The organism is Sphingomonas sp. Leaf10 (genome assembly GCF_001421245.1).
In the GTDB taxonomy this organism is placed as follows: domain Bacteria; phylum Pseudomonadota; class Alphaproteobacteria; order Sphingomonadales; family Sphingomonadaceae; genus Sphingomonas.
In genome coordinates, this window is sequence record NZ_LMKE01000006.1 from 26488 (window position 1) to 42151 (window position 15664).

Here is a 15664-nt window from a genome sequence, read left to right on the forward strand (position 1 = left end):
CTCAGTTCCCCTTGCCTGCGCCGGCGGTGCGCCATGCGTTGTGGTCGTTCGCCGCCACCCAGGCGTCGTTCATCTGCTTGGCTGCGTCGCCGATGATCTGCGGCGCGCCGATCGGCTGCACGGCGGTGTCGGTGACCTTGGCGTCCTTGGTCAGGGCGGTGAATGCACCCTCGATCGCAGCGTCCGACATGCCGGTAGCGGCATCACCCAGCTTGGCGCTGACAGCTTCCTTGCGGATCTCTGCATCGGTCTTGCCATCGGTCGTCATGGTCGGTGCCAGCGACTTCGCCTTGCCAATCACCTGCGCGCGAGCATCAGCAAGCTGCTGAAGCTTGGCCGGCGTGACCTCGCCGTCCTTGACCTGCTGCTTGAGCGCCGCGATCTCGCCATCCTTGGTCTCGACCGAGGTCTTCAGCGTCGCGTTTTCGCCGGTCAGTGCGCCGACTTTCGTCTCGGCGTCCGCCAGCTTCTGGTTCAGAGTGCCGACCGCGACCGCGACGGCTGCACCGTCCGTCACTTCGACTTCGGCGTCGCCGATCTTGATCTTCATGGAAGGCTCCTTGTCCCCAATGCGGAGGGTGGGTCCGCCACGCGCCTTGTCGACGATGGCCAGATGATTGATGCGGATGCCGCGCTGCACAGCGTCGTAGGGCGTGCCATCGGCCAGCTTGCCGGGCGTCCAGTCGAGCGAACAGTCGTAACCCATCGAGATTTCACGCTTGCCGGCCAGCACGGCTTCGATGGCCGCCGCATCGCGCAATAGGAACGGGACGCGGATCGCCTCCCCGTCCTTCACGATGTCGTCGGAAGCCGTCTCGCCGACAGCGTGGTCTTTCCAGTTGGCTGGCGTGACCTGTTGAGCGGGGTGCTCGATCGTGACCGGCGCGCCTGCGAACGACCGCATGCTGTCGCGGTTGAACACTTCCTCGGGCGGGCGGTACACGACGACCCGTGCCATCTCAGGCTTGCCGACTTCGTAGCCAGCGTAATCCTGAAGGCCGGTGCGCGCGCACAACACGGACGCGACCATGTTCCCCGTGCCGTCGCGCCGGGGAGCATCAAGCGTCAGAGCGTCTTGGAACATCGCCATTTCGCATGGCTATGCGGGCGCGCGTAGGGCGATTACCGCCGTTAGCGCGGAATTATCGGCTTATTCCGCCAGTGCCCCGTCGATCATGGCACGCCAGCAATCACCCGGCTCGTCGTCTATCACCTTGCCGTCGTGCACAATCCGATCGTTGTATTCCCAATCATAACCAGTGATTGGGAGATTATCCCGCAGCGCTTTCCGGACTGCCTCGCTCGGCTCGCGGATCGCTTCGAGGACGGCGCGGGTCACGGCAGGCATATCGACGGTGCCGTCGATCACACTTTCCTCTTGATCGACATGCGGGGTGCTGGCGCGGTTCTCATTGGCCTGGCGTTCCAATTCGGACCATGCGGCTGCGACGGCGCGTTCGAGGGGCGTCATGCTTTTACCGCCAAATGCGGCGGCGGCGCTGGAAACGGGTCGCCGCTAGGCAGAACGTGCGGCGGTGCTTCGTACCCAACCGCATATTCGCGGCCATCAGGTGCGGTACCGATAAAGGCGATCGCGTCACCACGACGTTCTTCGCGAACCGGCGGATTGTGCCATCCATTCTCAAAGGCGAACGTGTGCATTGAGTGGATAGCAGCGCGGCGTCGCAGTATGATATCGGCATCTTCAGCCATGTGCGGTCCTTTCGCATGCGGTCAGGGTCGGGTGCTGTTGACGCAGCATTCCGGCCCGCTTTTATATCAGAATCTGACCGAGCAGCCTAATCGAAAACCAGCACTCCTGAAGATTTGCAGCCGCAAAAAGGGCGGCGGCTCGGGTAATCGTCGCGCGGCGGTGGCTCCATAACAGTCTTGCCGTCGATAACGCTGCCAACAAGCGAGCTATCCTCGCTGTAATAGTTACCGTCACGGGCCTGATGGTCCAATCGGGGGTGACGCTTACGGCTATGCCGCCACTGCCATACGGATAGACCCGCTTCCCGGCGGCGCTCCTCTGCCAGTTCAGCAGACAGCTTCGACAGTTGATCGCTGGCGATATTGATCGACCGCTTACGGGTCATGTCAACCGCGTCGCGTAATTCGGCGGCGACTTCGCGTGCCGTGCGTCTTTCGGTCAGACCCTTGAAGATCGCATTGCTGAACCGCTTCTTGGCCTCCGCATTCACATCACGGATCAGGTCGACATTCCACCCGATGTACGTTTCCAGCGTGTCTCGCACGTCTTCCGGTCCCAGAAGCGTCCCGATATCAACCGACGTGGCCGAGAGCACAGCCCCCCGGAACCGACCTCTGGTCCACGATTCTGTCCTCAGGCTCCAGCGCCGCAGCCCCGCAGTCAGCTCAAGGAATATACGGCTGAACGCGCCCTCGCCCGCCTCGATCTCGCGCTGCACGTCGGCCGGGCTGTCGGTCGTCATGGTGGAGAGGGTCTGTTCGTAGGCCGCGACGATCGCCGGGATGCGGTCGCGCCATAGCGTGACGATGGGGCGGTACGACGAAAGGTAGAGGTCGGTGGCGAGCGTTGCCGGCGGGACGATATCCCTGAACACCACGCTCTTGCGGCGCAGGCCCGGCTTTGCGCGGCGGGCCATGGCGCGGAGGTCGTAGCGCATCAACGGGTCAGGCGGGCGATCCGCCAGCGAGGGCGACCGGTCGGCACGACGTAGCGGACGCCATCAACGAACCGATCGTCGAACGGCACGTATTGGGCGAGAGTCAGGCCGAAGACTGACAGGACGCGATTGGCGAAGGCGGTCATTCCTCACCTGCCTTATCATTCGCAGCACGACGGCGGGTGCCCGCTTCCACCGAACTCCCGCCCTCGGCAGACGATGGATCACCTTCCTTTCCGGCTTGGAGTGCAGACGGGTCCGTACCGTCGTCTTCGGGGGTCAGCCCGAACCGTTCGTCCTCGGGTATCTCGGCAAGCGCCTGATCAAGGCCGGGGATATACTCACGCTCAGCCATCAGATTTTGCACGCCCTTGGCGAATGCCTGGTCGGGGATCGCGCTGGTCGCCTGCAAGGCTGTCACCGCTTCCATGACCGTCTTGAACGTGTCGGCTTCCTGCTTTTCAGACGGCTTCGACAGCGGCGCGAACCGCCACGTGACTGCGACGGTCTTTTTCGTCTTCGCGTCCGTGCGGGTTGGGGCAACGCCCGCCGATGCCAACAGGAAGGGGTCCAGCGCCTCCAAACACGGCCGCAATTCCAGCGACTGGCCCGCCGCGACGGTCTTGTTCCAGTTCTGGTCGTCATACTCGCCAGTCGCATTCATACCTGCTGGCGACCGACCCATCAGCCGCGTGAACGGGATATCCGCTACCGCGGCGACACGCTGGTCGAAGGCGTCCATCATAGCCGGAATACCGGCCCATGTGACCTGATAGTCAGTGATCGTCTCGGCGGGCGTGGTGCCGTTGCCGGTATCGAACACGGTAGCGTTCAACACGCTCTCGCCAAGCGCGATCGCACCCATGCGGCGGTCTAGCCGAGCCTGCCCACCTTCGGTTGCGGTGAAGTCGGTAAGGCCGGGAATGCCGATACGCAGCAGCTTCGCCTTCTTCACCAGTTCGGCGAACCAGCCCTGTGCATGATCGGAACGCTCGACGTCCTTCCAGACGCGGACGAGGCGTGACTGACCCCAGAACTGCTGATCGCCCGACACGCCGTAGCCAGCGGGTATAGCTTCGCCCCGGAAGCAGATCACCCGGCTCGGGTGAACCTCAGCACCGCCATTGTCGTTAGCGATCTTCCACATGCGCGGCGTGCCATAGGCCGGGTCGGTCAGTTCGGTAACGTAATCGGCGCCGGTAAGCTGCCAGCGTGACACGACGTTGACTGCCTGAAGCTGCCCCTTCGAGAGCGAGCCGATCGGCGTGTTCGGCGCACCGGGTGCGGCAAGGATCAGCGCACCGCCACCGATCCCGCGCAGGACTTCCGCCTGCCGCACCTTCGCGATCAGCCCTAGACGGCGTTCTTCGGCCTCGATCGCCTCGATCTGGTCCTTTTCCGCCTGCCAATCGCGCCATTCCCGCACCCGGTCCGATGCCGGGATATCAATCACCTTCTGCAACAGCCCGCTGGCAAGATACGCTGCGAACGCTAGTTGCGGCGCGAACAGGTACGACATCGCGCTGTTCTGCTGCCGGAGATAGTGCGCCGGGGATGCAGACTGGATCGCGCTGGTCACGCTGTCCTGCATCGGAATGCCGCGAGCGTCGAGGATTGCGGTTCCAGCCATGGTTTAGGGCTATGGCGCGGGATGGTGCGCAGCTACCGCCGTCAGATAGTTAGCCACGATGGGTATACCTGATTTGGCCATGTCGCTGGCGACGCAAAACCGCAACTCTGTGGTCTTCAAATTAGCCACCTACGCCACCCCGACCCTAATTAGCTACCCGGTCAAAACGCGTCGATGTTGTATGGCGTCGCGCCCAGCGCCAGCTCATTGACGGCATCCGCGAACGCGTCGACCTGATCGTCATGCGTGCCGGCGGGAAACACGCATAGCTCGTCAAGGAACGCTGTGTTCCATAGCCCGCGCACCAACTTCACGTTGCCCGCTTCTGCCTGCGCCGATGCAGGCCGGGCGCGCACAGACTTTTCACCAGTTGGCGACACCGCCTTTGCGTCATAGCCCTTCAGAAGCTTGATCTTCGTGGCAGCATCCGCCTTCCCCGCTGCGCCTGGGTCTTGTGGCATACGCACGGTTACCGCCAAACCGTCCTGCGATGCGGTCGTGGTCAGCGTCTGCTCGACGGCTGACGGCTTCCACTGGCCGCGCACGACGTCCTCAACGTAGAACACGTCGCCTATCAGGGACACGCGCATCCCAACCGTCCAATCAGGCCGGCGACCCGCCTTCACCTCGGTAGCTGCGAAGTCCCAAGCGCGAACAGTGCGCTTGGCGCCGGACGGGACAGCATCCACGATTTCGAAGTCCGACCGCTGGAACAAGCCGCCCGATCGAGGCGCAGGCCGCTGCTGCAATTGCCCCGCCGTGGCATAGGAGCCTAGCACCGTCTCCAACTCAACGACCTGCCTCTCGGGGAAGCGCTCCGGGAACATCAATTCGCCGTCGTAAGCGCGCGGATCCACCCAGCCAATTGACGTGGCGCAGCGGCGATCGGCTTCGAACCGCATCGGTATCATCAGATGTTCGTAGCCAAGCTGCACGGCTACCGCAGACACGTCCTGCTCGTGCAGCCGCTGCATGACGATGACGATTGCAGACTGGTCGTTGTTGACCCGCGACGGCAGCGCCTCGCGGAATGTCGTAATGTCCGCCGCCAGTTTGACTGGGCTGTTGGCGTCGTCCACACTGTGCGGATCGTCGAGGATGACCCGGTCGCCACGGCTGCCGGTCATGCTGGTGAACGCCATGGCCTCACGGAAGCCGGTGCGACTGTTCTCGAACTTCGTCTTTGCATCCTGATCGCTGGTCAGCGCCACGGGCCATAGGCGTTGGAACCACGGGCTACGGATCAGGCGACGGCACTTGAGGTTGTCGCGAACCGCCAAGTCCTGCTTGTGCGCTGTAGCCAAGAAACGGTGATGCGGCAGCCCTTTCGGTCCCCACTCCCATGCCGGCCATATCACACCCGTCAGCAGCGACTTCATGCTGCCGGGCGGCACGTTCATCAGCAGCCGAGTAATCTCACCCGACGTCACTGCCTCCAGATGCTCGCATATCGCATCGAGCGCCCAACCCCATTTCAGCTCGGTTGACGGTTCCAAGATCGGCCATGCCCGCTTCGCGAACGCCGCCAAAGACCTGCGGCACAATTCGCGCTGGGCATCATCAGCAAGTGCCAGCAACTCCGCTGTCGAGAGCGTCAAGTGCGCGAATGGTTTCGAGGGCTTCAAGCTGCTCATCGGTCATTCCAGACAGGTCGCGAGGTGTACGATCATCGGTTAGCGCGATCGTTTGTGGCGCTTGGCCCCATCCACGGTTCAATATCTTGTCTGATGCTGCCACACGGGCCGCTGCGGGCGCTGCCTTGTCCCGCATAACTTCCACTAACGCCGCGACTGCTTCCTCGGTATAGTCACGAGCTAGGTCCGTCAGGGTGCGGCCGTCTTTGGTACGGTGCAGCGGGCGACCTTTCGGGTTGCCGCTTTTCCCCGGCTCAAACGGCATGTCGACCAATATTGCTAACAATACCGCCGTCACCCCGCACGAAAGCCCGACGCTTGCGCACCAACGCCAGCTTGCCCAGCGCCGCGATGGCCCGCGTGGTGTACCGCTTGCCAAAAGTCTGCTCAGCGACACGATGGCCGTAGGTCACGAACACGCTCTCGAACTCCGGATCAATCCCTCGCGGGATCTTGGTCGATAGCGACTTACGCATTGGCGTCCTCCACGATTACCGACAGCTTGGCGGTGGTAGCCAGATCCATGAAATACCGGCGGGCCTCCTTTGGCGCCCGGTTCCACGCACGGATGATCTCGACCGCCGATCGATACTCAGGGTCGTCGTCCGGCAGGAGCGTGCCCTGCTCGTAGCGGTGCTCGACGACGTGCTGGTGCGCGACCCGTTCGTTCCAGCGCTCGTTGCTGGCCTGGGCGATCATCGACAGCCGTTCGACCGGCGGCAGGGCGGCGATCTCGCGGTGGACCTCGAACGACACGTTGGACGCCCGCATGTGCCGGGGGAACGCCTCGGCAACCTTGGCCATGGCCGTCAGTCGTTTCGCATCGGCCGCCACCTGCTCGGCGAATAGTTTGAACTGCGGCTCGTCGCGGTGGTGCTTCTGCCCCTCGCTCCACCAGTCAGCCAAGGCCCAGTCCGCCTTGCGACGCTGGTCGATCAGCCGCTTGCCGGTCTCGACCCAATCGCCGAAGTCCGCTTCTTCGCGCACCATCACCTGCACGTTCATCCCCTACCCCTTTCGCAAAAATCGTGTGGAGGTCATCACCACCCCCTCGCCATGTCGATGTAACCGCGGGCGGTCATTGCTTGACCGGCTGCCAGCTTGCGATCGGCATTCCGATGCATTGCGACCCAAGGCGCCAGTCGTACTTCGACGGATCGCGGTTGCGGCAGACCCACCCGTTCTCCAAGCGCAGGTCCACCCGCTCGTGCGGCGGTGGCGTGCCGGTGTTGCGGGGCATAGGTCACAGCGTCACCTTGTGGCCGCGATGCACTGCTCGCGTGCCATCAGCCATGCGGATAACGGACCATTCGCCGACCCATTGCGGAAGCCCGTTCAGCCAAGCGCAGTATGCGTCGATGTCGGTGGGCACAGCCCGGTCGTTGACCGTGATGATCGCCGGTCGTCCCGAAAACGACTGCCGGCGCTGCATCAGCGGATTAGTGCGTGCGAGACTGTCGGTCATAAACGCCCTCGATCAATTTGGTGAAGCTGCTGGGTTGCAGAAGAAAATCGAAATCAGCTCGCCATCCGCGGTCGTTCTCGCCAAGGAGGAATGGGCTGCGCTCGATCGCGTCGATGGCCTCCGTCCAGTGCTCGACCGGGTGGCTGCGGATGCGGTTGTTAAGCTTGCGTCGCCGCTCGGGTGTCAGCGCTCGGACCTTAGCCAGCCCCTTGCGGTCAGCCATGTCGTTCCAAGCCTCAACGACATGCTCGGGACGAAGGGAGGGCGCGTCAGCGTCCGAAGCCGGTTCCGGCTTATCTTGGCTGTTAAATGGTAGTTCTATGGCTGTTTGGGTGTCACTGTGACGGGGGTGGGGTGTCACTGTGACGGGGGTGGGTGTCACTGTGACGGGGGTGTCACTCTGACACCCGTCATTCTGACGGGGCGTCGCTGTGACGGGGGTCTCCTCTACAGGGGTGTCACTGTGACGGGGGTGGACGATATAGACCCTGCCACGACCGGGCTTATCGACCCAATTGATATGACCCAGCGTCTTCAGCCCCTGCACGGCGCGTTGAACCGTGCGTTCCGACAGCTTCGTCTTGCCCGTCAGGCCCGCAGGGCCGTTGATCGCCGGCCAGCATTGCGCGTCGTCGTTCGCCATTATGGCGAGCACGTTCAGCACGCTTTGCTGCGGCGCATCGGTGTCCGTCACCGACATGGCAGCGCGGAGAAGATCGAACCCGCTGATCGTCACAGAATTTCCACCACCACACAGGGGTTGCCCTTCACCGGCTCAGCGAACCGATACGAAGGCAGGAAGCGGCTGTCGTTGACGCGAAGGGCGTCCGCGATGCCGTCGAAATAGGGCTTCATCCGGTTCGGAAAGTTGACCCGATCGCCGCGCTTGTCGGGCGGGATGAAGGTCACTCGGATCTCGATATCGCCCGACATGGGGATCGCCATGTCGCCCATCGAAAGGGTAGCCGCCTTGGCCCACGCGCGATGCTTCGCGGTGACAGACGCCTTGCCGCGCCAATGCCCTTTGGCATGGCCCGATAGGGTCGACGGAGGCCAAGGCAGTTCAAAGCGCATCAGCTATCCAGAGCCTTCTTCCACAGCACGTTGCCGCTCGTATCCTCGATACGCATCGTGCCGGGGTTCAGTGCGGCATGGTCAGCTGCCTCATCGGCAGGCGACTTGCTGCCCATGAACTTGACAGGGTAGAACATGCCCTCGCGAAAGAAGATCGCGGTTATGCCGGCAGGCGCGGTCACAGGCCGAGCGCCTGGCAATAGGTTTCGAGCATCATGGCCGCTTCGTCGCGGTGATGCTTCTCCATGCGGCGCAGGCTGATGATCTTGCGGATCGTCTTCACGTCGAATCCGGTCGACTTGGCTTCTGCATAGACGTCCTTGATATCGTCGGAGATACCGCGCTTTTCAGATTCGAGCCGTTCAATCCGTTCAATCAGCAGACGAAGCTGTTCTGCGGAAATGTTGTCAGTCATGCTACATGCCTCCAAGTTCGATCGTGTCGGATCAGGTGGACAGTTGAAATAGAAACGCCAAAGCGGTTGGCAATTTCAGGATTGCGGAAGCCGCGCGCGATCATGCCTTTGATTACACGAACGCCGTCTTCCGTAAGTTTTGCGCCGAACACCGCTTCGCCGCGACGATCAGTCTTGTGGCGAATACGGTCAGCTTGATTTTCCGAGCGCGTGGCCCAACGCAGGTTTGTCAGGCAGGGGTTGGCGCGGTTGCCGTCATTGTGCGCCGCCTGTGCGCCATCGAAGGGGGCAGGACCGCAAAAGGCTTCGAGCACAATGCGGTGGACCATGAAGTTACGCGTCCGGCCATCTTTGGGCAGAGAGACGGCAAGGTAACCAGCTCCGCGATCGTTCGGCACCAGCGGACGCGTCGCGCCTACTCGGCGAATGTGCCCCAGGTTGCTGGCTTCATACACGCCCTCGTAACCTATGACGGGCAGCCAGACTTCTTGCGCCGTCATGCTTGCTCTCCGGTCATGCGCAGGCGAGCCGCGCGGCACTCTGCGGCGCGACGGTCTGCATAGGATTGACGTTGCCGCTGGCTGCGGATGCGGCGCGCGGCTTGGCGCTCGTCATCGGCAGGCGGGATGATGGCGGCGGGGCGGATCATCCACCCGAACAGGGCGCTCAGCATGGCCGCACCACCGGGTCACCGAACGGGTTGGCGTGGTAGCCGCGCCGATACCGATCGCGGCCGATCTCCAGCGCCTTCGCGACCCAATCGCGGGCCTGTTGCTCCGCCAGTCGAATGCCAATGAAGTGATTGGTCGACATCACGAAGTACCGGTTCTTCAGCACCGCGGACGGAGCGACCTGTGCACCCGGCGCCGGCGACCAGCCTGCATCGACGAACGGCGCGGCGCGGTTGATTGCGACCAAGGTCTGATCCGCGTCTTCGCTCGGATCTTCGAAATTTTCAGGCTCGCACTGGTGGCAGCCCCAGCGACAAACGCAGGCCGTCATGGCTTCATAGACCGGTAACCACGCGACCACGCCCGCGAATGCGACGTGTTGAGCGGGTGCGGATTGTCGGACGGGCTGGCCTTGCGCAGCGCCGCCATCTGGCCGTCGAGCACGGCCTGCTTTTCGCGATCGTTCATGCCGCGATCCTCATCCAAGCGTCGGAATCGAAGCCGCGCCGCTTGGCCCGTTCGATCACCTCATCAGCGGTCAGGATGGCTGTCCCGAACCGCCAATATCTGCCGTTGAAATTCTGCTGCCCGTCTTCGTCGCAGCGGTGGTTTGGCCAGCGAGGACGCAAGAAGTCGGCTGCACGACCGGCAAGCGACATATCGGCCATCCGCACAGGGACCGCATTCTGCCTGCGGTAGCTGAACCCACGCAGGACATTGCAGCGAACCCCTGCTTCCCGCATCCAGCGGTCGATGGTGCTTTGCGAGACACCAGCGCGCTGACAGGCTTCGGCGCGAGTCATCGTTGAGGCTTCGCGGCGAAACCAGTCGGGCGCCGGGTGTTGCGGACGATGCGGCGACGATTTGGTCTTGGCGCCGATCGGACGCTTGAAACCTATCGCCTTGCACATGCGCTGGACGGTCGAAATTGACAGCGCAAAGTGGACCGCGGCGTCGTCCTGCGAGTGATCGGCCATGTACGCTTCGAAACCCTCCGGGATCGGACAGCGGCGCGATGCGTCTCGGCAAGGTCGGCACCGCATGGCAGCCCAGCGCAATGGCTTCGCACAATCGCAGCACGTGTGCGGCGTTGCGCAGGGTGTGGGCTTCGCCATCACGCCACCGCCTTCAGCGCAGCATACTTGCCGCCCAGCTTGGCCCGTTCGCAGTCGGCGATTTCACGACCACCCGGCGACGCAGGGTGATGCGCGGCACCCTTGGCTGCGAGATAATCACGCGCCATGGTTTCGATCGCATCGTGATCTAGATCATCGGGCACGCGGACGATCGACCGCCCTTCCGGCAGCAGGACCGACAGCAGTTCGTCGGGGATGACGCCGACCAGCTCGTACAGCGCGTCGATCGGCATGATGGCCGTCGCGCCGTTGTTGCCGGCGTAGGTGCGCAGCGTCGAATAGGGGATGCCGCTGTCGAGACTGATCGCCTTGAGCGACAGACCGTTCGCCTTGGCCACCCGGAAGACCAGCTCCTGGTTCTTTCGGATGATGCCACCGATGTCGCAATTACGCGCCATGATGTTGCACCCCCGGAACGGTACCCCGGTCGCCATGGATATTACGCGAATTGCGGGAAACGGGGGTGCCGAGGTGGAAGCCGGCGTCGTCTTGGTAGCCCTCGGGCGCGGTGTCGCACATGATCTGGAAGCCGAGCAGTTCCGCGCAGGCGACAAGCGCGACGATAAGGAACGGGTCCATCTACTGTACCTCGCTGTTTGGGGTGATGACGGGCGGGCGCATTCAGAGGAGTGCCCACGAAAGCTCGGGCTCGCCGGAAAGCTGGCGGTCGCGCTCGCTGATGAGGAAGTCGCCCCATTGGCTCGCCATGGCTGCGGCGATGCCGGCATAGGTCCGGCTGCGCTCTTTCCAGCGGTTCGGCCCGGGCGGCATCTTGTGGATGCGGTCGGATCGGCCCGGGACGATATCGGTCGGGATCAGCTTGGGCAGGTTGTCGAGCCAAAGGCAGGTCGCCTTCGTCTCGCCGTGTCCGAACTGCCAAGGCTGAATGATCTGGTCAGGCTTGCGGATGTGCGAGCTGATGACGCTGACTGGATTTTCGAGCGCGATGTGCGGAATAGGCGCGTCCAGAAGCCGCTTCACGAAATCGAGCGAACGTTGCTGCCGGCCGTCTGCACGCTTGGCTGGAAAGTGACGCGCGCCGCTGACAGCCAGATCGGTGCAGGGCGGATGCGCGATCATCAGATCCCAGCTGCCGAAGTGATCCGACAGGGTGGCGACGTCGATGCAGTCTTTCTGCCAATGATAGGAGGGATCCCCCTCGGTCGGCAGCAGGTCACAGGACCAAGCGTCGAAGCCGCGAGCACGGAAAGCATCGCGGACGGTTGCACTGTACTCGCAAGCGACGAGCACGCGGATACCATTGCCACTCACCGCGCATCCCCGCGGTCGCGTCGGGGGGAAGTGGCGGGGGTGATCCACGACTGCATCGGGACAGCGCCGCCGGTCTTGCTTTCAATCGCCGCGGCCACATCCAGCGTCGGGCGCATCAGGCCACGGCGGATACGATTGACGATGGAGCGATCTTTGCCGATCAACGTGGCAAACGCCGCGTCGTCGATCTCTTCCGACTTCATATAGCGGGCAAGGGGCGTGCTGCTCATGGATGCACTATGTGCACGCGATGCACATTCGTCAAGCGCCATATGTGCATACTATGCGCGCGACAACGCTGTGCGCGAAATGCACAACGGCTACGTGGATACGGAATGGTTCAAAGCTCGGAAGCGCGACTTGAAGGTCAATGACGTCAAGTTGGCTGAGGCGTTAGGTGTTGAGCGTTCGGTCGCGAATAAGGTTGTGAACGGCAAAGTGCCGTTTAACGCTCGCAGGACCGACGCCGTCGCTGCCCTCCTTCAGGTATCTCGCGATGAGCTGCTGTTCCGTGTCGGCATAGCGAACGAGCCGCCCGCTAATGTCGTGCCGATGCCGAAGCGCACCGAGCGATCAGATCACGCCCCTACCCGCTCGATCGACGGCGGCGAGACGGCGCCGGTGCTGCGGCTCGACCTGTCCTATTCCATGGGGCCGGGCCGCGATCTCGACGACAGCTATATCGAAGCCGAGGCGTTCGAATTCGACCTAGGGTTCCTGCGCAGCCTGACGATCACGCCGGCCGAGCGGATCCGCATCGTGGACGGTATTGGCGATTCCATGCAGCCGACGATCCACGATCGCGACCTGCTGTTCATCGATACCAACCAGGCGACCCTCAACGCGCAAGATCGGGTCTGGGCCATATGGCTGTTCGGGCTGGGCGCGGTGAAGCGGTTGCGAGCGCTTGATGCCGAAAAGGTGCTCGTGATGAGCGACAACCCCGACGTCGAGAACCAAGTCGTGAACCGATCGGACATTATCATTAGCGGACGCGTCGTCGGCTCAATCAAGCGGCATTGAGGAGCGATTGGTGGCCCGACTGCACGTGTTCGCCGACGAGGCTGGCAACTTTGATTTCCGCCGTCATCCGAACGTCAGCAACTTTTATATCATATGCACCGTGACAATGACGGATTGCGCGAAGCCGGCAGCTTTGCTGACCGATCTAAAGCGGCAGTTGGCGTGGGAAAAGGCGCCGGTTCGTGACTCGTTCCATTGCACGGATGATGCGCAAGCGACGCGCGACCGCGTGTTTGAGACGATCCTTGGCTGCGAATTTGGTGTTCAGGCGACGGTGATGGAGAAAGCGAAAGCCAATCCATCAATTCGTAAAACAGACGCTGCCTTCTACGGTCATGGATGGCTCTACCATCTGCGACACGGGCTGCGTGACGAGATCTTTTTTGCCGACGAACTCCACATTACAGCGGCCTCCGTGCGTACCAAAAAAGAGCAGGTGGCCTTCGCAGACGCTGTGCGGGATGTGGTTCGGGAAACGGTCGATGGACCTGCCGTCAGGACTAGCTTCTGGCAATGCGCCACCGATCCCTGTTTGCAGCTCGCGGATTATTGCACTTGGGCCATACAGCGCAAATGGGAAAAGGGCGACGCTCGAAGCTATGATCTGATACGTGACCGGGTCACGTATCATTATGACCTATTCGCCCGCGGCAAAACGCTGTATTTCTAACTGATTTTAGGGGTGTTGCGGCCGCACTCCCGACTATCCAAGCGGAAGAACCCAGGGGTTCTTATCGTCCGGCGCCAACCGCCCGATTCATATATACGCACGAGCGTACACCCGCAAGAGCCAGCCTCGGTTTAACGACCGGGGCTTTTTTGTGCCCCGAAATAATTGTGCAGCACATGCACATTTACGCTTGACCAATCTGTGCACGTGATGCACATTCCTCCCATCAGCCACGCACCGACGCGCGGCGCCGCTTCGGCGGGATGGGAGATAGGCAGATGCAGCAGCAGGTCGTATCGAAAGGCAACCGCGCAGTAGTCATCACTGAGGAGCGCGGACGTTTTGCCGCTCGCCTGTATGTGAATGCGCGCGACGGCATCGCGAACGCCAGCGCCACTTTGACCGCGAACACCTTCAAGTCGGCAGCCGGTGCGAACCGTTGGGCCGCGAAGCAGGTGGCGGCATGACTGCCATGGTGCCGACAGAGCAGGTGGACCGGATCGCAGCGGCAAAGTACGGCGTGAAATCGCTGGGATGGAACCGTGATGTGACCGCCGCCATACTCAGCGGGCGCGCTGATGACGCCGAGATTGTCCAAACCCTCGCTCGCCATCGCCTTACGGTCCTTGCCGCACAGGTGCCCGCATGACCCCGGCGGATGGCGGGGCGGCGGAACGTCCGTCTTACTGGCTGGTGCCGATCAACCCTCACGGCGGCGGATGCTTGTGCTGCGGTAGCGTGCCAGCGGTCTTTGATCTGAACGACTGCATCGCTGTCGGCTTCGGCTTCGCGGCCTGCACCAAGGATGGCGCGATCGTGCTGGAAGAGCCGCGGCCGTCCTACGACGACAACGGCGAAATGCTGGACGACGATCAGCATTACCCGACCGGTGCCGACGCCGAAAAGCTGGCCGTGGCCGATCCCGATCACGACTGGCGGATCATGCTGGAAAGCCCGCTTCTGGGGCGCACGTTCCAGCGGCAGGGCGCGGGTAACTGGGTGCTGGTCGAGCAGAACGCAGGCTTCGCATGAACGCCTTCACCGCAATCACCCCCGCCCTATGCGAAGCCGCCGACGACCGCATCGAGCGCGCGGCTGCAGACCTGATCGCTCGTTACCGGCGCGGTCTGGCAGTGGCGATCAAGCACGGCGCTGACCAGTGCGTCCGCGAGGAAGCGCGGCGGTGTTTGGCGAAGGTCGAGGCACACGCCAAGCGGATCGAGCAACGGCAGATGTTCGCCGCCGATACCGCACTGGTCTGGTTGGGCCGCAACATGGCTGGTCCACGCATCGAAGCCGCAATCGCTGCTGGTGAGCGTCGACGCGCCGCCCGCCCCCTCACCGACCGCACGACGGAGGAATGAGATGAGCCATACTCCCGGACCTTGGCAGTGGTACGGCAACGCGCGCAACCGCGAAGTCTACCTTGCCACTTCGCATAGCGGACGCCGCTACGTCATGGGTTTTCGCCGCTGGGGCATGTCCGGCGCGCAGCCGATGTTCCAGCCCGCAGAACGCGGGTTGGTGCCCGCTGACACGCTACTGACGTTCGAAGTCGGCGATCGTGGCGTCCGCGGGCACGAACAGGCTAAAGCAGACGATAGCGTCTATCGCTACGACATTCGCGGGATCGACTGTGACGACGCCCGCCTGATCGCCGCTGCGCCGGAATTGCTGGAGGCTCTCGAAAAGATCGAGCGCATTTGCGGCGGTGCTTCGAACTTCACCGGCGAAAGTGTGATTGCTGGGATTGCCCGCGCCGCCATCGCCAAAGCGACCGGAGCCGCAGCATGATATCCGAAAGCACGAACCGGGCGGGGATGTGCTTCATCGATCGCACCCCGATCCTGATCCCCAACCTTCGCCGCTACTGGCGCGACCCGCAGCCGTTCGAAGCCGAACGCACGGTCCGCCAAGCCGAACTCAACGACCGCCTGACCCAGCGTGACGCGCATTGCCGCGAGCGCATCTGGGCGATGATCGAACGGGAGAAAAAGGCATGACCCCTTTTGTCGACAAGCTG

The 15664-nt window shown here is 62.7% G+C and carries 32 protein-coding genes; 8 read left to right on the plus strand and 24 right to left on the minus strand.

Annotated features, from left to right (window positions below; translation table 11 throughout):
* Position 1 precedes the first annotated feature (1 nt).
* The 24 genes from ASE59_RS06475 to ASE59_RS06560 form a co-directional block, all read right to left on the minus strand.
* Positions 2–1090, minus strand: a complete 1089-nt coding sequence (locus ASE59_RS06475) for a DUF2213 domain-containing protein (protein ID WP_156359922.1) — start codon at positions 1088–1090, stop codon at positions 2–4.
* 60 nt (positions 1091–1150) lie between these two features.
* A complete protein-coding gene (locus tag ASE59_RS06480; RefSeq protein WP_056453942.1) occupies positions 1151–1471 on the minus strand; it encodes a hypothetical protein in 321 nt (106 codons plus the stop codon).
* A complete protein-coding gene (locus ASE59_RS19565) occupies positions 1468–1713 on the minus strand; it encodes a hypothetical protein (RefSeq protein WP_156359923.1) in 246 nt (81 codons plus the stop codon). The genes ASE59_RS06480 and ASE59_RS19565 overlap by 4 nt, the downstream gene beginning before the upstream one ends.
* Before the next feature lie 86 nt (positions 1714–1799).
* On the minus strand, positions 1800–2651 hold the full coding sequence (locus tag ASE59_RS06485; protein ID WP_056453944.1) for a phage minor head protein: 852 nt from the start codon (positions 2649–2651) through the stop codon (positions 1800–1802).
* Positions 2651–2797 (minus strand): hypothetical protein, encoded by a 147-nt coding sequence (locus ASE59_RS19570; protein WP_156359924.1) that lies wholly within the window; start codon positions 2795–2797, stop codon positions 2651–2653. Before ASE59_RS19570 ends, ASE59_RS06485 begins: the two co-directional genes overlap by 1 nt.
* Positions 2794–4281 carry a DUF1073 domain-containing protein gene (locus tag ASE59_RS06490; RefSeq protein WP_056453947.1) on the minus strand — a complete coding sequence of 496 codons (1488 nt, stop codon included), beginning with the start codon at positions 4279–4281 and terminating at the stop codon, positions 2794–2796. Before ASE59_RS06490 ends, ASE59_RS19570 begins: the two co-directional genes overlap by 4 nt.
* Positions 4282–4442: 161 nt before the next feature.
* Positions 4443–5915, minus strand: a complete 1473-nt coding sequence (terL, locus tag ASE59_RS06495) for a phage terminase large subunit (protein ID WP_056453950.1) — start codon at positions 5913–5915, stop codon at positions 4443–4445.
* A 254-nt stretch (positions 5916–6169) separates the two neighbouring features.
* Positions 6170–6391, minus strand: coding sequence for a hypothetical protein (locus ASE59_RS06500; protein ID WP_056453952.1), 222 nt, complete (start codon positions 6389–6391; stop codon positions 6170–6172).
* Positions 6384–6920 (minus strand): hypothetical protein, encoded by a 537-nt coding sequence (locus ASE59_RS06505; protein ID WP_056453956.1) that lies wholly within the window; start codon positions 6918–6920, stop codon positions 6384–6386. Before ASE59_RS06505 ends, ASE59_RS06500 begins: the two co-directional genes overlap by 8 nt.
* Positions 6921–6993: 73 nt before the next feature.
* Positions 6994–7155 (minus strand): hypothetical protein, encoded by a 162-nt coding sequence (locus ASE59_RS19575; RefSeq protein WP_156359925.1) that lies wholly within the window; start codon positions 7153–7155, stop codon positions 6994–6996.
* Between the two features lie 3 nt (positions 7156–7158).
* Positions 7159–7380, minus strand: coding sequence for a hypothetical protein (locus ASE59_RS06510; RefSeq protein ID WP_156359926.1), 222 nt, complete (start codon positions 7378–7380; stop codon positions 7159–7161).
* Positions 7355–8116, minus strand: coding sequence for a hypothetical protein (locus tag ASE59_RS06515; protein WP_056453961.1), 762 nt, complete (start codon positions 8114–8116; stop codon positions 7355–7357). Before ASE59_RS06515 ends, ASE59_RS06510 begins: the two co-directional genes overlap by 26 nt.
* Entirely contained in the window at positions 8113–8334 is a 222-nt protein-coding gene (locus ASE59_RS20585) for a hypothetical protein (protein ID WP_235515666.1), read from the minus strand. The genes ASE59_RS06515 and ASE59_RS20585 overlap by 4 nt, the downstream gene beginning before the upstream one ends.
* 119 nt (positions 8335–8453) lie before the next feature.
* Entirely contained in the window at positions 8454–8636 is a 183-nt protein-coding gene (locus tag ASE59_RS06525) for a hypothetical protein (protein ID WP_056453967.1), read from the minus strand.
* Complete coding sequence (locus ASE59_RS06530) at positions 8633–8869, minus strand: DUF2312 domain-containing protein (protein ID WP_056453970.1); 237 nt, start codon at positions 8867–8869, stop codon at positions 8633–8635. Before ASE59_RS06530 ends, ASE59_RS06525 begins: the two co-directional genes overlap by 4 nt.
* Entirely contained in the window at positions 8866–9369 is a 504-nt protein-coding gene (locus ASE59_RS19065) for an HNH endonuclease (protein WP_082458149.1), read from the minus strand. The genes ASE59_RS06530 and ASE59_RS19065 overlap by 4 nt, the downstream gene beginning before the upstream one ends.
* The gene (locus ASE59_RS19580) at positions 9366–9542 is read right to left on the minus strand and encodes a hypothetical protein (protein WP_156359928.1); all 177 of its coding nucleotides are present in this window, start codon (positions 9540–9542) and stop codon (positions 9366–9368) included. Before ASE59_RS19580 ends, ASE59_RS19065 begins: the two co-directional genes overlap by 4 nt.
* Entirely contained in the window at positions 9536–9901 is a 366-nt protein-coding gene (locus ASE59_RS06535; RefSeq protein ID WP_162235273.1) for a hypothetical protein, read from the minus strand. The genes ASE59_RS19580 and ASE59_RS06535 overlap by 7 nt, the downstream gene beginning before the upstream one ends.
* The gene (locus tag ASE59_RS19585) at positions 9868–10008 is read right to left on the minus strand and encodes a hypothetical protein (protein ID WP_156359929.1); all 141 of its coding nucleotides are present in this window, start codon (positions 10006–10008) and stop codon (positions 9868–9870) included. The genes ASE59_RS06535 and ASE59_RS19585 overlap by 34 nt, the downstream gene beginning before the upstream one ends.
* Positions 10005–10517, minus strand: a complete 513-nt coding sequence (locus ASE59_RS06540; RefSeq protein WP_056453976.1) for a transcriptional regulator — start codon at positions 10515–10517, stop codon at positions 10005–10007. The genes ASE59_RS19585 and ASE59_RS06540 overlap by 4 nt, the downstream gene beginning before the upstream one ends.
* A gap of 137 nt (positions 10518–10654) precedes the next feature.
* Positions 10655–11074, minus strand: coding sequence for a hypothetical protein (locus ASE59_RS06545; RefSeq protein WP_056453979.1), 420 nt, complete (start codon positions 11072–11074; stop codon positions 10655–10657).
* The gene (locus tag ASE59_RS06550; RefSeq protein WP_056453982.1) at positions 11064–11255 is read right to left on the minus strand and encodes a hypothetical protein; all 192 of its coding nucleotides are present in this window, start codon (positions 11253–11255) and stop codon (positions 11064–11066) included. Before ASE59_RS06550 ends, ASE59_RS06545 begins: the two co-directional genes overlap by 11 nt.
* Positions 11256–11297: 42 nt before the next feature.
* Entirely contained in the window at positions 11298–11948 is a 651-nt protein-coding gene (locus ASE59_RS06555) for a DNA cytosine methyltransferase (protein WP_200913174.1), read from the minus strand.
* A complete protein-coding gene (locus ASE59_RS06560; RefSeq protein WP_056453985.1) occupies positions 11945–12178 on the minus strand; it encodes a helix-turn-helix domain-containing protein in 234 nt (77 codons plus the stop codon). Before ASE59_RS06560 ends, ASE59_RS06555 begins: the two co-directional genes overlap by 4 nt.
* A 79-nt stretch (positions 12179–12257) precedes the next feature.
* Here ASE59_RS06560 and ASE59_RS06565 point away from each other — a divergent pair, with 79 nt between their 5' ends.
* The 8 genes from ASE59_RS06565 (at position 12258) to ASE59_RS06600 (ending at position 15644) form a co-directional block, all read left to right on the plus strand.
* Positions 12258–12971 carry a LexA family transcriptional regulator gene (locus ASE59_RS06565; protein ID WP_235515667.1) on the plus strand — a complete coding sequence of 238 codons (714 nt, stop codon included), beginning with the start codon at positions 12258–12260 and terminating at the stop codon, positions 12969–12971.
* Positions 12972–12981: 10 nt separating this feature from the next.
* Positions 12982–13641 (plus strand): DUF3800 domain-containing protein, encoded by a 660-nt coding sequence (locus ASE59_RS06570; protein WP_156359931.1) that lies wholly within the window; start codon positions 12982–12984, stop codon positions 13639–13641.
* 278 nt (positions 13642–13919) lie between these two features.
* Positions 13920–14108, plus strand: coding sequence for a hypothetical protein (locus tag ASE59_RS06575; RefSeq protein ID WP_056453994.1), 189 nt, complete (start codon positions 13920–13922; stop codon positions 14106–14108).
* On the plus strand, positions 14105–14290 hold the full coding sequence (locus tag ASE59_RS06580) for a hypothetical protein (RefSeq protein WP_056453997.1): 186 nt from the start codon (positions 14105–14107) through the stop codon (positions 14288–14290). Before ASE59_RS06575 ends, ASE59_RS06580 begins: the two co-directional genes overlap by 4 nt.
* Positions 14287–14673 (plus strand): hypothetical protein, encoded by a 387-nt coding sequence (locus ASE59_RS06585; RefSeq protein ID WP_156359932.1) that lies wholly within the window; start codon positions 14287–14289, stop codon positions 14671–14673. The genes ASE59_RS06580 and ASE59_RS06585 overlap by 4 nt, the downstream gene beginning before the upstream one ends.
* Complete coding sequence (locus ASE59_RS06590) at positions 14670–15005, plus strand: hypothetical protein (RefSeq protein ID WP_056454001.1); 336 nt, start codon at positions 14670–14672, stop codon at positions 15003–15005. The genes ASE59_RS06585 and ASE59_RS06590 overlap by 4 nt, the downstream gene beginning before the upstream one ends.
* Position 15006: 1 nt before the next feature.
* Positions 15007–15435, plus strand: a complete 429-nt coding sequence (locus tag ASE59_RS06595; protein ID WP_056454003.1) for a hypothetical protein — start codon at positions 15007–15009, stop codon at positions 15433–15435.
* On the plus strand, positions 15432–15644 hold the full coding sequence (locus ASE59_RS06600) for a hypothetical protein (RefSeq protein WP_156359933.1): 213 nt from the start codon (positions 15432–15434) through the stop codon (positions 15642–15644). The genes ASE59_RS06595 and ASE59_RS06600 overlap by 4 nt, the downstream gene beginning before the upstream one ends.
* The last annotated feature ends 20 nt before the right edge of the window (positions 15645–15664 follow it).

What these genes read in the sequence shown, in the direction of transcription:
- ASE59_RS06475 (WP_156359922.1), bottom strand. Translation starts at nt 1,090, where the DNA reads ATGGCGATGTTCCAAGACGCTCTGACGCTTGATGCTCCCCGGCGCGAC.
- ASE59_RS06480 (WP_056453942.1), bottom strand. Translation starts at nt 1,471, where the DNA reads ATGACGCCCCTCGAACGCGCCGTCGCAGCCGCATGGTCCGAATTGGAA.
- ASE59_RS19565 (WP_156359923.1), bottom strand. Translation starts at nt 1,713, where the DNA reads ATGGCTGAAGATGCCGATATCATACTGCGACGCCGCGCTGCTATCCAC.
- ASE59_RS06485 (WP_056453944.1), bottom strand. Translation starts at nt 2,651, where the DNA reads ATGCGCTACGACCTCCGCGCCATGGCCCGCCGCGCAAAGCCGGGCCTG.
- ASE59_RS19570 (WP_156359924.1), bottom strand. Translation starts at nt 2,797, where the DNA reads ATGACCGCCTTCGCCAATCGCGTCCTGTCAGTCTTCGGCCTGACTCTC.
- ASE59_RS06490 (WP_056453947.1), bottom strand. Translation starts at nt 4,281, where the DNA reads ATGGCTGGAACCGCAATCCTCGACGCTCGCGGCATTCCGATGCAGGAC.
- terL (WP_056453950.1), bottom strand. Translation starts at nt 5,915, where the DNA reads ATGAGCAGCTTGAAGCCCTCGAAACCATTCGCGCACTTGACGCTCTCG.
- ASE59_RS06500 (WP_056453952.1), bottom strand. Translation starts at nt 6,391, where the DNA reads ATGCGTAAGTCGCTATCGACCAAGATCCCGCGAGGGATTGATCCGGAG.
- ASE59_RS06505 (WP_056453956.1), bottom strand. Translation starts at nt 6,920, where the DNA reads ATGAACGTGCAGGTGATGGTGCGCGAAGAAGCGGACTTCGGCGATTGG.
- ASE59_RS19575 (WP_156359925.1), bottom strand. Translation starts at nt 7,155, where the DNA reads ATGCCCCGCAACACCGGCACGCCACCGCCGCACGAGCGGGTGGACCTG.
- ASE59_RS06510 (WP_156359926.1), bottom strand. Translation starts at nt 7,380, where the DNA reads ATGACCGACAGTCTCGCACGCACTAATCCGCTGATGCAGCGCCGGCAG.
- ASE59_RS20585 (WP_235515666.1), bottom strand. Translation starts at nt 8,334, where the DNA reads ATGGGCGACATGGCGATCCCCATGTCGGGCGATATCGAGATCCGAGTG.
- ASE59_RS06530 (WP_056453970.1), bottom strand. Translation starts at nt 8,869, where the DNA reads ATGACTGACAACATTTCCGCAGAACAGCTTCGTCTGCTGATTGAACGG.
- ASE59_RS19065 (WP_082458149.1), bottom strand. Translation starts at nt 9,369, where the DNA reads ATGACGGCGCAAGAAGTCTGGCTGCCCGTCATAGGTTACGAGGGCGTG.
- ASE59_RS19580 (WP_156359928.1), bottom strand. Translation starts at nt 9,542, where the DNA reads ATGCTGAGCGCCCTGTTCGGGTGGATGATCCGCCCCGCCGCCATCATC.
- ASE59_RS19585 (WP_156359929.1), bottom strand. Translation starts at nt 10,008, where the DNA reads ATGAACGATCGCGAAAAGCAGGCCGTGCTCGACGGCCAGATGGCGGCG.
- ASE59_RS06540 (WP_056453976.1), bottom strand. Translation starts at nt 10,517, where the DNA reads ATGGCCGATCACTCGCAGGACGACGCCGCGGTCCACTTTGCGCTGTCA.
- ASE59_RS06545 (WP_056453979.1), bottom strand. Translation starts at nt 11,074, where the DNA reads ATGGCGCGTAATTGCGACATCGGTGGCATCATCCGAAAGAACCAGGAG.
- ASE59_RS06550 (WP_056453982.1), bottom strand. Translation starts at nt 11,255, where the DNA reads ATGGACCCGTTCCTTATCGTCGCGCTTGTCGCCTGCGCGGAACTGCTC.
- ASE59_RS06560 (WP_056453985.1), bottom strand. Translation starts at nt 12,178, where the DNA reads ATGAGCAGCACGCCCCTTGCCCGCTATATGAAGTCGGAAGAGATCGAC.
- ASE59_RS06565 (WP_235515667.1), top strand. Translation starts at nt 12,258, where the DNA reads ATGCACAACGGCTACGTGGATACGGAATGGTTCAAAGCTCGGAAGCGC.
- ASE59_RS06575 (WP_056453994.1), top strand. Translation starts at nt 13,920, where the DNA reads ATGCAGCAGCAGGTCGTATCGAAAGGCAACCGCGCAGTAGTCATCACT.
- ASE59_RS06580 (WP_056453997.1), top strand. Translation starts at nt 14,105, where the DNA reads ATGACTGCCATGGTGCCGACAGAGCAGGTGGACCGGATCGCAGCGGCA.
- ASE59_RS06585 (WP_156359932.1), top strand. Translation starts at nt 14,287, where the DNA reads ATGACCCCGGCGGATGGCGGGGCGGCGGAACGTCCGTCTTACTGGCTG.
- ASE59_RS06590 (WP_056454001.1), top strand. Translation starts at nt 14,670, where the DNA reads ATGAACGCCTTCACCGCAATCACCCCCGCCCTATGCGAAGCCGCCGAC.
- ASE59_RS06595 (WP_056454003.1), top strand. Translation starts at nt 15,007, where the DNA reads ATGAGCCATACTCCCGGACCTTGGCAGTGGTACGGCAACGCGCGCAAC.
- ASE59_RS06600 (WP_156359933.1), top strand. Translation starts at nt 15,432, where the DNA reads ATGATATCCGAAAGCACGAACCGGGCGGGGATGTGCTTCATCGATCGC.